Genomic DNA, 15,063 nt, shown 5'->3' on the forward strand with positions numbered 1-15,063 from the left:
TTATTGCTTTTTAATTGTATTCTCCATCTTACCAATGGCATCTACGGTTAACTCATATAACTTATCCATAGCATCCGAAGCCTGAGCCGGCGCATAGCGGGCAAATTCGCAGGTGTTCAGAATATCCATAAACTCATTTGTTAAGGTATCATCCACACCAAATTTGGCCAATTCGGTTTCCACATTATCTTTGGTCAGACTTGCCTGAGGAATATTCAGTTTATCACTCAAATATCCCCACAAAGCCCGGAGAACTTCATCATAGAACTCTTCTTTCTTGTTTTCCTTCATCAGCTTGCCGGCATTCTTCAATCTCCTGACAGCGATTTTATTTGCCTTTTTAGTACGAACCAATGCTATGTTGGCATTTTCCTTTACTTGCTTGCGATAAATAAAGAAGAAGACAATAAACAGGATGGCCGGTACCAGATAGCACATGTAATACATGAACGATCCAAAGAAAATATCGTTGTTGGCAATGAAATTGAAATCTTTCACTTTCAGGAAACGGATATCTTTACCCAGATACTTCACACTCTCTTTATTGCTGAAATTAGACACGACCGGAGAATTACTGCTTCCCCCCTCGCCTTGTTCTACATGAAGCTTGTAAGGATCGGACTTCAATGTCTTATAAGTACCTGATTTAGGATCGAAATAAGAGAAAGAGATAGCCGGTATCTCAAAATCTCCGGCATAACGGGGAATAGCCATGTATTCGATCGTTTTGCTTCCACTTACTCCGGCAGTTGTCGTTCTGACATCTGTTTCCTGTTTTGGGTCGAAAGTATCGAAATCATTCGGGAAAACAACTTCCGGATTCTTGATCAGTTTGATATTTCCGTTACCGGAAATCTTCACTTTAATAGTGACAGCATCATTTGTCTTTACATTATTGGAATTAATATCCGATGTCATGGTGAAATTACCTACCGCACCGGAGAACGATGCCGGTTTACCGGAAGGCAATGGCTTCACATCTATTGTAGCAGGACTCGATACCAATGCTTTCCGTACTCTGTCGTACATGTCATCGAAACTATCAAAAATGCTGCTTATTTTCCGTTGGGTCGGAATACTGATAATAGCGTCGAACTTACCGCTTTCTATTGTCAGTTTTCCTGAACGTTGCGGATAAAGGACTGTTTGTTTCAAAACAACGGTGAAATAATTACGACCGTTATAATGTTCCTGCGACCATTGCTTTTCCTGCGGCAACTCTATCTCCTGAGCAAGAAATCCTTCAAACTCCGGAAATTTTACTCCTTCCAGTCCGCACATGCGTGCTGCATATAATTTGAAAGTGACCAGAAAACCTTCCTGTTCATACACATTCCGGTTTGAAACTTCCATTCTTACAAAATAATCATCCTTGCCTATACCTGTTCCGGCTTGTCCGCCATTTGCTTCGGCAGCCTTGTCCGGAGGAAGTACTTTTACACTTAACGAGTTGGATGTGTAATTCGCTCCTTTTACCTTGATAGAAGCTGCCCCGATATTAAACGTACCCTCTTTCTTCGGCATCAGGATATAAGTAAATGTGTAAGCGACTTCCGAAGAAACATTTCCATTAATAATCTGAGTACTCGAACTTGTGGCAAGAGACGGCCCCATCAGTACTTCGAAATCCGTAAGTTCGGGTATCCGCAAATCGCTTGCCTTCGCTTCAGCATTTACGGTATACGCCAATCTGAATTGTTGCCCCATCACAACAGCATTCGGAGCGACTGCCTTAAAGGTCACATCAGCGGCCTTTGCCATCACCCCGGCTGTTAGAAATAGAACGAATAAGAAAGCTAATCTTCTCATTATATTGTTGTTTTTTCTGTTTTCTGTATCAATTACCACTCTTTATCTGTTTTGCGACGTTGTTGCTGTTGTGCCTGTGCTTTCTTTACTTTCTCCTGCGTATCCTTTTCATCCTGCAGGAAGGCATCGAGCATCTGCTGCGCATTGTCCCGACTCATCTGTTCATTTTGCTGCTGTTCTTGCTGAGTCTTATTTTCTTTCTTGTCGTCTTGCTGCTGCTGCTGGTCTTGTTGCTGTTGATCGTCCTTATTTTCCTGATCTTCGTTCTTGTCCTGGTTCTGCTGATCCTGGTTTTGATCCTGATTCTCATTCTGTTGATTTTCCAGCAACTTCTGGGCTAATGCCAGATTGTAGCGGGTCTCGTCATCAGCCGGATTCAAACGCAAAGACTGTTTGAATGCTTCCACACTTTTGTCATACTCTTTATTCTGCATGCTAATGTCGCCCAGATTATGGAATATATTTGCAAGACGGGCTTTTCCTTCTTCAGTTTCAGCCATCTTTTCAGCAATACCGGTCAGCAACTGGTATTGCTCAGCTGCTTCAGGAAACTTTTTCTGTTTGTATAAGGCGTTCCCCAGATTGTAAGTTCCTTCAACCGAACGGGGATTTACTTCCAGACTTTTACGGTAAGCAATTTCCGATTCGGTAAACTTTTCGTTGCCATACAACTTGTTTCCTTCACGTACGTTCTTACGTTCAGCCTTTTGGGCAAACACCGCTCCCGAGCAAAACAGGAGCGCTCCCATCCATATCATTGATTTTCGTATACGTCTCATCTTATCCATTGAATTAAGAGAACAATTTTACTTTTCTGAAAATTCGGTTCTTCCTGTCTAAGGTAAGGAAGTCTACGATCAACAGGATCAATGCGATCCATGCCAGTGTCTGAAATTGTTCGTTGTATTCGGAATAGACTTTGCTGTCGAGTTCCGATTTATTCATCTTCTCTATCTCTTTCTGCAATGCTTTCAATGCAGAGTTGGTATTGTCGGCACGGACATACATGCCATGTCCTGCGGCTGCGATCTCCTGGCACATTTGTTCGCTCAACTTCGTGATAACGACATTGCCGTCTTTATCCTTCATATAATTGTTGGCTCCTGCAACAGGAATCGGGGAACCTTTCGGATCACCCATGCCGACAATATTCACATGAATGCCTTTTTCGGCAGCAGCGGCAGCGGCTTTTACAGCATCGCCTTCATGGTTCTCACCGTCCGTGATCAGGATAATTGTCTTATCGGATGTTTCACTGGGAGTGAATGAACGCATAGCCAGATTGATAGCCGAACCAATAGCCGTACCTTGTGTCGACACCATCGACGGGTTGATGGATGACAGGAACATCTTTGCCGAAATATAATCGGAAGTGATCGGCAGCTGGGTGAAAGCGTCACCGGCAAAAACGATCAACCCCATCTTGTCATCCTTAAAACCATCCGTCAGTTTCGACAACATCTGTTTAGCTTTATCCAGACGGTTGGGTGATACGTCTTCGGCCAACATGGAGTTGGAGACGTCCAGGCAAACCATTATTTCGACGCCCTGGCGTTTTACGGTTTCCAGTTTAGAACCAAACTGCGGTCCCGCAATAACAAAGATAACCATCGTGATGGCTCCGAACAATAGCCAAAACTTCAGATGCTGGCGTTTGGGAGATACCTCCGGCATCAACTCTGCCAACAATTCGGGATTACCATATTTCTTTATTGCTTTTTTCTTCAGGATGATTGCATATACATAAAATGCAATCAACACCGGAAGGATGAAAAGCAAGTACAAAAAGTCCGGATGTGCAAAACGAAACATAAGCCTTTATATTTACGGTATATTTCTTAACAATGTATTTCTCAATAAAATCTCAACCAAAAGCAAAGCGAATAACAACAAGGCCCAGTTCTTATATTCCTCCTGTTTCTTGCTATATTGCTGAACGCTGATCTTGGTCTTTTCCATCTTGTCGATCTCCGAATAGATTTCTTTCAGACTGGCATTATCCGTTGCACGGAAATACTGTCCGCCGGTCGTTGCCGCAACCTGTTTCAAGGTCGCTTCATCGATCTCGACTGGAATATCCTGATATTGTACCCCGAATGCCGTTTGGAACGGATAAGGAGCCATACCTTGTGTCCCTACCCCGATCGAATAAACCCGGATACCGAATGTCTTGGCAATCTCTGCAGCCGTTACCGGAGCAATCTCACCCGCATTATTCACACCATCGGTCAAGAGGATAATCACTTTTGATTTAGCCTGACTGTCTTTAATACGACTTACCGCATTAGCCAATCCCAGGCCGATGGCAGTTCCATCCTGGATGATTCCCGGTTGAATGTCCTTGAACAGGTTTAACAACACCGTATGATCAGTCGTCAGCGGGCATTGTGTGAAACTTTCAGCTGCAAAAACAACCAACCCGATATTATCGTTCGGACGACCGTTGATGAAGGAAGCCGCCACATCTTTGGAGGCCTCCAGGCGGTTCGGTTTCAGGTCCTGTGCCAGCATACTACTGGAAATATCCATTGCCAGCACAATATCGATACCTTCTGTCGAGGTGTTTTGCCAGCTATTCGTCGACTGCGGACGAGCCAGTATGATAATAAGTACCGCCACTGCCGCCATCCTTAATATAAAAGGAACATGTCTCAGGTATACTTTCCATGAAGTTGCTCCCGGTGCATCGAATGCTTCCGAAGATGATACCTGCAAACTAGCCTGACTTTTGCAGAGCTTCCAGATATACCATCCTATCATCGGGATAAGCAGCAATAACAAATACAGATATGTAGGATTTGCAAATACCATTTTATTCTTTTGTTATATTAGAATCGTTTGTTTCAGTTGCTTTCCCTTCCGTCTCTGCTTCGGGAACGGCAACTTCTTCAATCTTCGTCTGATTAATAAATAAGTATGCATTCACCATACTCAGATCATTCTCATCAGGCAGCGGATTCATTTTTGCGAATTTCACGAAATCAGACAAATTAAGTATCTGTTTCAGATTTTCGTAAACCGAATCAGCTTCGTGCTGCTTGCGGATAATGTCCAGGATCTCGCCGGAAGTCATTTCCATCGCATTGATATCGAAGCGGTCTACGATATAGCGACGCAATGTCTCGGTGATTAACGTATAATACTCCTTGCTACGCCCCTGCTGCCAGAGTTTCTGTTGCTTGATCTCATCCAGTTCCTTGATAGCCTGCTCGTGAGGCGGGAGCTTCGGTTCCGGTTTCTTGAATGGGATAAGAGATTGCTTGTTGCGTATACGTTTAATAATATAGGCAATCACGCAAATCAGGAACAGAGCCAGCAATATGCCATAGATAAGCGGATAGTAGTCTGCCAGCACGAAAGGCGGTTTCCATATATCCTTTATATCATAAAACTCTTCCGGTTTATCCACATTCACAGGAATGGTCGAAACTTTCAGGGCCACCTGGTTTGAATAAACAGTATCGACTCCGTCGATTACTTTGAGTGGCGGCAACAGATACAATGACGAATCGAAAGAAGTTATCAGAATATCCTGCTTGATCAGCAGGCGGTCGTTCTCGATAACCGACGAATCCGCTTTGGAAAGGCTCAGCACTTCTACCCCACGCATCAATGTGTCGTTGGGGATCACTATCTGAACCAGTTTGTCCTTGTCTGTCGTAACCGTCAAATGTAAAACAGTCTGTTCTCCGATCAGGATGGCAGCCGAGTCGATCTTTACATCGATCAATGTCTGCTGTGCCACCATCTTCCCTCCTGCCAGCAGGAACAGAAGAAGGAACAGAAAGCTTTTATTTATTATTTTCTTTTGCATGCTTAACTACGTTTATCAAAAAGAGCAATCAATGCCTTCACATAATCATCTTCCGTACGAATAGAAACCGAATCCACCCGGCATTTCTTGAACGAATCGCTCATGATAGTCTGCCGGCGGTTCCACCATTCCTTATAGGCTTCGCGAACACGGGCGGAAGAACTGTCGATCCAACGTTCTGCACCGGTTTCAGCATCTTTTATCTTCATCAATCCGACAGACGGAAGTTCGGTTTCGCGACGGTCGTACACCTGGATAGCCACCACGTCATGTTTACGGTTGGCAATCGTCAGGGCATCCTTAAAACCGTCCTTATCGATAAAGTCGGATATCAGGAAAGTCGTACAACGTTTCTTTATGGCGTTGGTCAGGAATTTCAAAACCTGAGCGATATCCGTCTTCGTATCCTGTGGCTTGAAGTCGATCAGTTCGCGAATGATATAAAGAATATGTTTTTTCCCCTTCTGAGGCGGAATAAATTTCTCGATCTTATCAGAGAAGAACACCACACCGATCTTATCGTTATTTTGTATAGCCGAAAAAGCCAGTGTCGCAGCGATCTCCGTAATAACCTCTTTCTTCATTACGTTCACGGAACCAAAGTCTCTACTACCCGATACGTCGATCAGCAACATCACGGTCAGTTCGCGCTCTTCTTCGAACACCTTTACATAAGGGCGCACATAGCGGGCGGTCACGTTCCAGTCGATATCGCGGATATCGTCGCCGTATTGATACTCGCGCACTTCGCTGAACGCCATACCACGGCCTTTAAAGGCAGAGTGGTATTGTCCTGCAAAAATATTGCGGGACAAGCCGCGGGTCTTTATTTCAATTCGCCGAACCTTCTTTAATAGTTCACTTGTTTCCATTTTTCTTCAATTTGTGCTTTCAAAACTGATGTAAAACCGTTTCCCAAGTTGGGAAAGCATTTTACAAGGGTGAAAAACCGTTTCCCAAGTCGGGAAAGCATTTTACAAGGGTGAAAAACTGTTTCCCAAACCAGGAAAGCATTTTGCAAGGGTGTAAAGTCGTTTCCCACGCCGGGAAAGCATTTTACAAGGGTGCAAAGTCGTTTCCCAAACCGAGAAGGCATTTTTCACCAGTAAAAAAGCATTGCCAGAACCGAAGGTTAAGGCACCTCTACCTTATTAAGGATTTCGCTGATCACCTCTTCGGATGTCAGGTTATTCGCTTCCGCTTCGTAGCTCAAACCGATACGGTGGCGCATCACGTCGTGGCATACGGCACGGATATCTTCCGGAATCACATAACCTCTGCGTTTGATAAATGCATAAGCACGGGCAGCCAGCGCCAAATTGATGGAAGCACGGGGAGACGCACCGAATGCAATCATATTGGAAAGGTTTGCCAGGCCATGTTCCTGCGGGAAACGGGTTGCAAACACGATGTCGACGATGTAGCGTTCGATCTTTTCATCCAGATATACTTCACGCACCACTTTACGTGCTTCCAGTATCTCGTTCTTTGTCAGGATCGGTTTGATATCCGGTTTGATGCCGGAGATATTCTGACGAATGATCAGTTTTTCTTCCTCTTTCTTCGGATAGTTGATGATCACTTTCAGCATGAAACGGTCTACCTGCGCTTCGGGCAGCGGATAAGTACCTTCCTGCTCGATCGGGTTCTGGGTTGCCATTACTAGGAAGGGTTCCGGCAACTTATACGTGTTTTCGCTGATTGTCACCTGACGTTCCTGCATGGCTTCCAACAGTGCACTCTGTACTTTGGCCGGTGCACGGTTAATTTCATCCGCCAACACAAAATTAGCGAAGACCGGGCCTTGTTTTACCTGAAATTCTTCGCTTTTCTGACTATAAATCATTGTACCGATCACGTCAGCCGGCAGCAAGTCCGGCGTAAACTGTATACGGCTGTATTTGGCATCGATCAGTGAGGCCAATGTTTTAATGGCAAGTGTTTTAGCCAAGCCGGGAACACCTTCCAGCAGGATATGCCCATCTGAAAGCAGACCGATCATTAACGATTCAACCAAATGCTTCTGTCCAACAATTACCTGGTCCATGCCCATCGTAATCATGTTTACAAACGAACTTTTACTCTCAATCCGTTCGTTCAACTCACGAATGTCTACTGTCTGACTCATAGATTTTTTTCTTATTTATATTGTTATTGTTTCTGCTTGTTTTTATAGTTGCACAAAATTAGAAATGTTAAATTCGTATCCTTCACTTTTGCAGTTAAATAATACTAACCGAAGCGAGAACTATTTTGTTTTATTTTACTTAAAATCGTGGATTTTAGTTACAATTTTCCGGACAATATTTCTGTCTGACGTGCAGCGGCTTTCTCTGCGGAAGCACGGCTATGTTTGTCTATCCCGTACAGTTCCGGTGCAGGCACCTGTATCTCAGTACCTACGGGGACATTGTTCGGATCCTTGATGACTGATTTATTATATTCATACAGGTAAACCCAGAATATTTTACTCCCATAATATTCAAGAGAGATCAAGGTCAGACGGCTTCCCGGTTCTATTTTTACTTTTGCCAGTATTTTAGGTGTTTGTGCCGCAGGCTCGACTACCGGCGCTACGGATTCGACGGAAACAGTATCCTTCTCCTCTACCGTTTCAGGTTCCGCTTCTGTTACTTCGGGTTCTTCCACACGGGTCGTATCCTCAGGAACAACAGCTGTTCCCGGCAACGACATACCTGTCAGGACAGTCGATCCCGACGTATCAGATCCCAGGAATAAACTCCGGTTAAGATACAGGAAGATACCTGCTATTGCAACAATGGCAACGACACCGACGGATACCAGTATTTTGATCCAGGAAGAAGCCGTCGGCTCCTCGTCTTCAATCTGAAACCCGTCCATGCCAGGATAATTGGCAACAGAAGGTTCTTGCTTCGTCTCTTCTTCTAACTGGTCTGAAGATGTATTTTCCGGTTCGGTTTGCTCAGGAATATCATTTTCTGCCGGAGAGGGCTCGTCCGGGACTATCGATTCTTCGATTACTTCTTCCGGTTCATTTTCTGCGGGTTCTTCGACCGGCTGCTCAACCTCCGGAAGTTCTTCAGAAACACAGACATCATCTGTCGGCTGCAATGGCTCCGGTGTTTCAACGATCACTTCTTCGCTTTCCTGAAGGATTTCTTCGACAGATTCATCTTCCGCTTCTTTGTCTTCCACCGTATTGGATACGTCCAGATCGGTAAAGTCAACATCTTCGTTCAATTCCGTAGTTTCAAAAAAAGAGAACGGTTTATTTACCAGTTCACGTAATTCTTTATCAGGGAGGAAGGAAAACTTATAATGTGCAGGTATCAGGAAACGCTCGCCGGTATTCACATGGATACTCTCCCGTTTTTCTACCAAAACGATTTTAAAACTACCAAGTCCTTTTATTTTAGCTACTTTATCGGTAAAAACTCCTTGTGATACGATGGCAATAAACTCTCTCAGGAACTGCTCGGCGCTATTCCTATCCTTTCCGGTACGCTCGGCCAGTAAACCGGCCAGATCTTGTATTGTCAGCCGACTATTCATTGTCGCTCAATTCTTTTAGTTTGGATTTCAGGGTCGCCCCCGGCTTAAAGACAGGAACCAGTTTGGGTGGGACCAGATAACGTTTTCCACTTGCAGGATTAACAGAGATACGTTCCGCTTTCTTCTTGACTTCAAACAGCCCGAATCCCTGTAAATAGACAGCATCATTATCCGCCAGTTTCGAACCGACCACAGCCCCAAAAGCGGCTAACATTTCTGTTACCTCTTTCGACGTCCATCCCAGTTTTACAGATAATTCTGTAATCAGTTCCTTGTTTTTCATACTTGCTTCATCTATAGATTCAGCCACGATATTAGTAATTTTTTTGTAAACAGACAAACTTCTTAATGCTTTTTATATCAAAGCAACACTTTTCCGTAAAGGTCGAAAGCCTGTGATTCTTCGATATTTACGTTGTAAAACTCTCCCGGTTTCAATGAGTGCTCTTTAAAAACAATCACTTCAGGGTCCACCTCCGGAGAATCGAATTCGGTACGACCGATATAGCCGTCTTCCTCTTCCCGGTCGATTATTACTTTAAAAGTTTGACCCACTTTCGACTCATTCACCCCGGCAGATATTCTTTCCTGTATCCGCATGAGATAATCCAGACGTTCCTGTTTGACTTCGTCGGGGACATCATCCGTATAATTTTTGAATGAATAGGTACCCTCTTCATGGCTATAGGCAAAAGCACCCATACGTTCGAAACGTGCCTTTTTGACAAACTCGACCAGTTCTTCAAAGTCCTGCTCCGTTTCACCCGGATGGCCCACCATCAAGGTTGTACGGATATGGATACCCGGAACTTCTTCACGGATGCGTTCCAGCAAAGCATACGTTTCTTCCTTCGTGATATTGCGGCGCATTTTTGTAAGCATCGGATCGCTGATATGTTGTAAAGCGATATCCAGATATTTGCAGACATTTGCACGTTCACGCATCACCCGCAACAAATCATAAGGGAAATGGGTTGGATAAGCATAATGCAAACGAATCCATTCCACTCCGGGGATATCAGAAATACGTTCGACCAATTCCGGCAACGCGTACCTTTTATATATATCTTTTCCGTAATAAGTCAAATCCTGGGCGATCACCTGAAATTCTTTTACACCCTGTGCCACAAGCAAACGGACCTCTTCTTCTATCTGCTCCATCGGAAGGGACTGGTAATGTCCGGTACTGATAGGAATGGCACAATAGGAACAAGTTCGGTTACACCCCTCCGCTATTTTCAGAAAGGCATAATGTTTCGGGGTGGTCAATACACGGTCGGAAGCCAGTTCACGATGATAAGACTTACCGATATCTGTAAGGAGTTGCTTCCAGTTGAATTTACCGTAAAAACGGTCTACCTCCGGCAATTCCTGTTTCATTTCCTCCAGAAAACGTTCGGTGAGACATCCCATTACATACAACTGGCCGATCTTTCCTTTTTTCTTGGCTTCACCCAGTTCCAGAATCATGTTGATCGATTCTTCCTGCGCATCACCGATAAAACCGCAGGTATTAACGACAACGATCTCCCCGTTTATTTTATGCGGATCATGCTCCACCGTATAACCGTTAGCTACAAACTGACGCATCAACTGTTCAGAATCGACCAGATTCTTCGAACATCCAAGCGTTATGATATCTACTTTATTTTTCCTCATATTATTTTATGAACTGATAGTAACTAGTTCCCCTCTTGAGAGGGGATAAGGGGTGTGTTATAATTCTGTCCAAAAACAGGCTTTAACACACCCCTGCCCCCTCTCAAGAGGGGAAAAGTTACTCTTATCTGGTATTATTATTCTCCAAATAGCGAATCGACAAATTCCTTTTTATTAAAGACCTGCAAATCCTCCATTCCTTCACCCAGGCCGATATACTTCACCGGGATACGGAAATGGTCTGAAATACCGATCACTACACCACCTTTAGCCGTTCCGTCCAGTTTCGTTACAGCCAGGGCATTCACTTCAGTTGCAGCAGTAAATTGTTTTGCCTGTTCAAAAGCATTCTGACCTGTCGAACCGTCCAGGACCAACAAAACTTCGTGAGGAGCATCAGGGATAACCTTCTTCATCACATTCTTGATCTTGGTCAACTCATTCATCAAGTTTATCTTGTTATGCAAACGGCCGGCCGTATCGATGATAACGACATCCGCTCCATTTGCCTTGGCTGAACTAAGCGTATCAAACGCTACGGAAGCCGGATCAGACCCCATCTTTTGTTTTACGATAGGCACGCCTACCCGTTCACTCCAAATGACAAGCTGTTCCACCGCTGCAGCACGGAATGTATCGGCTGCTCCCAAATAGACATTCTTTCCGGCTTTCTTAAACTGGTAAGCCAGCTTTCCGATCGTAGTAGTCTTACCGACACCGTTCACACCGACTACCATAATTACATAGGGCTTTTTATCTTCCGGCACAGTAAAGCTTTCGGCATCTTCCGTATTGTTTTCGGTAAGCAGAGTTGCGATTTCATCGCGCAACAATGTCGTCAGTTCCTGGGTAGTTACATATTTATCCCGGGCTACGCGCTTTTCGATACGCTCAATGATCTTCAACGTCGTATCTACACCGACGTCGGAAGTGATAAGCACCTCTTCCAGATTATCCAATACTTCATCATCGACCTTGCTCTTACCGGCAATAGCCCTGGTGAGTTTAGAAAAAACATTTTCTTTGGTCTTAGATAACCCTTTGTCTAAAGTTTCCTTTTTTTCTTTACTGAAAAAGCTAAAAATACCCATATATTAATTCGCTTAATTTATTTCTGCTTAGAATGAGGCTGCTAAGTTACAACTTTTTTAGTTGACAGATGACAGTTGACCGTGGAAAGTTATTTGTTTTCCGCAAAAACAGCCCTGCCACCTGCTTGTTGCAACTTAACCGTTTCTTCCTTTATAGTCTTCGTAACCGAATGTTCTGTAGACCACCAGTTCATCATCCTTACTCCAGAGAGCCAATGACGGATGCGGTATGCCGTTGAACATGGATGTTTTGACAATCGTATAGTGAATCATATCTTCAAAGACGATCTTGTCCCCTATCTTCAGCGGTTCATCGAATGACCAGTCTCCCATATAATCACCACTCAGACAGCTGTTTCCGCCGATTCGGTAAGTAGGTTTTCCCTCTACCGGATCTGTAGCATTACGGATAACCGGTTTATATGGCATCTCCAGGCAATCAGGCATGTGGCAGGTAAACGAAGCGTCAATTATAGCCGTCTTTATTCCGTGGTTTTCAACGATATCCACAACGGTTGTCAGGAGAAATCCCGTTTGCCATGCAAAGGCACTTCCTGGCTCCATAATGATCTCTAAATTAGGATACTTAGCCTTAAAACCATGAAGTAATGATATCAGATGCTCCGTATCATATCCTTTGCGAGTCATCAGATGTCCGCCCCCCATATTCAACCATTTTATATGCGGAAGAAAACGTCCGAAACGCTTCTCCACTTCTCCCAATGTTTTTTCCAGATCGAACGAAGTCGATTCGCATAATGTATGGAAATGCAATCCTTCCACTCCTTCCGGTAACTTTTCACCCAGCAGGTCGGCTATAATGCCCATCCGCGAACCGGGCGCACAAGGATTATACAATTCCGTTTCCACATCCGAATATTCCGGATTAATGCGTAAACCGCACGATACCCGATTCCCGTCTGCTTTCACCATCGGATAAAAACGCTCGAACTGAGACAAGGAATTAAAGGTTACATGACTACTGTATTTTAATATGGTAGGAAAATCCATTTCCGTATAAGCCGGCGAATAGGTATGTGCCGGACTTCCCATTTCTTCAAAAGCCAATTGTGCCTCAAACTTCGAACTGGCCGTCGAATACGGTATATACTCACGAACGATCGGAAAAGATTTCCATAAAGCAAATGCTTTAAATGCAAGAATTATATTCACTCCTGCCCGCTCCTTCACACTTTTGATCAGTGCCAGGTTATTACGAAGCAGCTTCTCTTCCATTACATAACAAGGAGAGGGTATTACGTTGAAATCGATCATTTAGTTTCTTTATTCTATTAAACAAGCTACAAAGATAATCTTATATTCATAATATCCCACCTTATAGACCTGAAGAAGATTTGTATGGTAACTAATTTGTTTTTGAGGACGTCGAAAACAAACTACATAGTAATAAATCCAATAAGCATATCCATTATCTGTCAACTATGACAATATAGCTTTTCTTCCCTTTTAACAATGAGAATAAAGGATGCTATTTAGTAACATTATAGTGTCACCCACTTTCACTCAGTAAATAGTTATACTCACAGCTCTCAACTTAGGCTTGGCTAATTTTTATCTAACTATTGTACTTACACAAGGTATAGATTTTTTATTCGATTCAAACTTTCTTATTTGATATAAAATAGTATATTTGTTACTTGTATAAGTATCCTGTAATTCTGAATATCATGAAACAACTATTATTACTTCTACTTCCTTTTTTATGTCTGTGTTGTAATTCATCCGACAAAGAATATGAAGATTACTCAAAAGAAGTTCTTATTACCGGGAAAATTTTGAACAGAGATTTTTACCCGCAGGAAAAAGACTTAACACTTATCGTTCCTTTTTTCCGGGATCAGGAAACGAAATATGTTGTTCCTATTGCAGAGGACGGTAGTTTTTCATTTCATTTTTCTCCTTACGCTAAACTCCGGAATGTACAGATCAATAAGTTTGCAGACCATATATTAGTCAGTCCAGGCGATAGTTTGCATGTGGAGATAGACTTTAAAAACATACTTAATCCGAAGATTTTTGGAGATGCAGAGAAAAGGAATCAGGAAACAAATACTTTCGTACAGAGCGGACGCTATTATATAGAACACTATTCGATCAGAGGAGATCTGGAACCGGAGGCTTTTGATGCAGAACTGCAACAAGAATATCAACTACGACAAGAACGCAGACAGGAGTTTCTCGAAAAATACAAACCGGATGAAGAAATACAGCAATACACAAACAAACTCCTGGAGATCGATTATTATTGCACACTAATAAGCTACCTGAATAACCGGAGCTGGCAAAATAAAGATATCTCCAGATACAATAAACAGGAAATATTTGTTAAGACCGATTCTCTTTTCGAAGGGGAAATCATTCCGTCAAATATATTCAAACTGACAGAGATCGTTAACTCTTTTATCTCTTACCCAATATATAAGATGAAGAAAGAGAAGACTAATCTCGATGATATCATAGCAGCCTACCCTACCGGAAAGAATATCAGGCAATATCTTTATGCTGCATCAATCTCACAATCGTTAATAAGTAACGATACAACACTCTTTTCCAGTCGGCAAAAACAGCTCGATTCAATTGTGCATATTCCTGTTTTAAACCGTGAACTTCATCTGGCTTATCAAAACAAAAAAGATTTTCTGAAAAATCCCCGTACCGTATCCAATTATATGCTTTATGGGAACTATTCTGATATGCCAAACTCAAAGATTGACACAGATTTTATGAAACCCATTTATGAAATACTGGACAAATATAAGGGAAAAGTAATCTACCTGGATTTTTGGACTACATCATGCCCCCCTTGCCTGAAAGAAATGGAACCACTCAAAAAACTTCGTAAAGAATATTCTCCGGGAGATGTCGTTATAGTAAGTATTTGTGCCGGCGGTCCCAAAAAGACATGGGAAGATTTAGTGAAACGGCTGGATCTGCAACAGCCAGGCATCGATTGCCTGTATCAAACAGACATTTCGGATGAGAACTCTTTTTATAAAATATTGAACCGACTGGAATTAAAAGGTTACCCTCATTATCTGTTACTCAATCGGGAAGGGATCATTGTGGATTATGGGACAGTGGTACGTCCCAGTGATCCGCGAACCAAACAGAAAATAAACAGTTTATTGTAAGCGT

At 43.1% G+C, this 15,063-nt stretch carries 13 protein-coding genes; 1 reads left to right on the forward strand and 12 read right to left on the reverse strand.

All coding sequences use genetic code 11. The features are described from left to right. The 12 genes from C825_RS15905 to nspC form a co-directional block, all read right to left on the reverse strand. The gene (locus C825_RS15905; RefSeq protein WP_010803193.1) at positions 1 to 1,809 is read right to left on the reverse strand and encodes a BatD family protein; all 1,809 of its coding nucleotides are present in this window, start codon (positions 1,807 to 1,809) and stop codon (positions 1 to 3) included. A 32-nt stretch (positions 1,810 to 1,841) separates the two neighbouring features. Continuing rightward, entirely contained in the window at positions 1,842 to 2,588 is a 747-nt protein-coding gene (locus tag C825_RS15910; protein WP_010803194.1) for a tetratricopeptide repeat protein, read from the reverse strand. 13 nt (positions 2,589 to 2,601) lie between these two features. Beyond that, positions 2,602 to 3,621, reverse strand: a complete 1,020-nt coding sequence (locus C825_RS15915; RefSeq protein WP_007656552.1) for a vWA domain-containing protein — start codon at positions 3,619 to 3,621, stop codon at positions 2,602 to 2,604. Positions 3,622 to 3,633: 12 nt separating this feature from the next. Next, positions 3,634 to 4,620: a vWA domain-containing protein gene (locus C825_RS15920; RefSeq protein ID WP_010803195.1), complete on the reverse strand. Its 987-nt coding sequence runs from the start codon at positions 4,618 to 4,620 to the stop codon at positions 3,634 to 3,636. Between the two features lies 1 nt (position 4,621). Further along, positions 4,622 to 5,623, reverse strand: coding sequence for a hypothetical protein (locus tag C825_RS15925; protein ID WP_010803196.1), 1,002 nt, complete (start codon positions 5,621 to 5,623; stop codon positions 4,622 to 4,624). Positions 5,624 to 5,625: 2 nt separating this feature from the next. Next, positions 5,626 to 6,495, reverse strand: a complete 870-nt coding sequence (locus C825_RS15930; RefSeq protein ID WP_010803197.1) for a DUF58 domain-containing protein — start codon at positions 6,493 to 6,495, stop codon at positions 5,626 to 5,628. A 260-nt stretch (positions 6,496 to 6,755) separates the two neighbouring features. After that, a complete protein-coding gene (locus C825_RS15935) occupies positions 6,756 to 7,751 on the reverse strand; it encodes an AAA family ATPase (RefSeq protein WP_007656548.1) in 996 nt (331 codons plus the stop codon). Positions 7,752 to 7,909: 158 nt separating this feature from the next. Next, positions 7,910 to 9,157, reverse strand: coding sequence for an HU family DNA-binding protein (locus C825_RS15940; RefSeq protein WP_010803198.1), 1,248 nt, complete (start codon positions 9,155 to 9,157; stop codon positions 7,910 to 7,912). After that, positions 9,150 to 9,497, reverse strand: a complete 348-nt coding sequence (locus C825_RS15945) for an HU family DNA-binding protein (RefSeq protein ID WP_007656546.1) — start codon at positions 9,495 to 9,497, stop codon at positions 9,150 to 9,152. Before C825_RS15945 ends, C825_RS15940 begins: the two co-directional genes overlap by 8 nt. A gap of 20 nt (positions 9,498 to 9,517) precedes the next feature. Further along, positions 9,518 to 10,816 (reverse strand): 30S ribosomal protein S12 methylthiotransferase RimO, encoded by a 1,299-nt coding sequence (gene rimO / locus C825_RS15950; RefSeq protein WP_010803199.1) that lies wholly within the window; start codon positions 10,814 to 10,816, stop codon positions 9,518 to 9,520. Between the two features lie 137 nt (positions 10,817 to 10,953). Further along, positions 10,954 to 11,907, reverse strand: coding sequence for a signal recognition particle-docking protein FtsY (gene ftsY, locus C825_RS15955; protein WP_010803200.1), 954 nt, complete (start codon positions 11,905 to 11,907; stop codon positions 10,954 to 10,956). A 135-nt stretch (positions 11,908 to 12,042) separates the two neighbouring features. Continuing rightward, positions 12,043 to 13,182 carry a carboxynorspermidine decarboxylase gene (gene nspC, locus C825_RS15960; protein ID WP_010803201.1) on the reverse strand — a complete coding sequence of 380 codons (1,140 nt, stop codon included), beginning with the start codon at positions 13,180 to 13,182 and terminating at the stop codon, positions 12,043 to 12,045. A gap of 521 nt (positions 13,183 to 13,703) precedes the next feature. Between nspC and C825_RS15965 the strand changes: the two genes are divergently transcribed. Beyond that, positions 13,704 to 15,059 (forward strand): TlpA family protein disulfide reductase, encoded by a 1,356-nt coding sequence (locus C825_RS15965; RefSeq protein ID WP_194235699.1) that lies wholly within the window; start codon positions 13,704 to 13,706, stop codon positions 15,057 to 15,059. Positions 15,060 to 15,063 lie beyond the last annotated feature (4 nt).

Source organism: Parabacteroides sp. ASF519 (genome assembly GCF_000364265.2).
In the GTDB taxonomy this organism is placed as follows: Bacteria; Bacteroidota; Bacteroidia; order Bacteroidales; family Tannerellaceae; genus Parabacteroides; species Parabacteroides goldsteinii.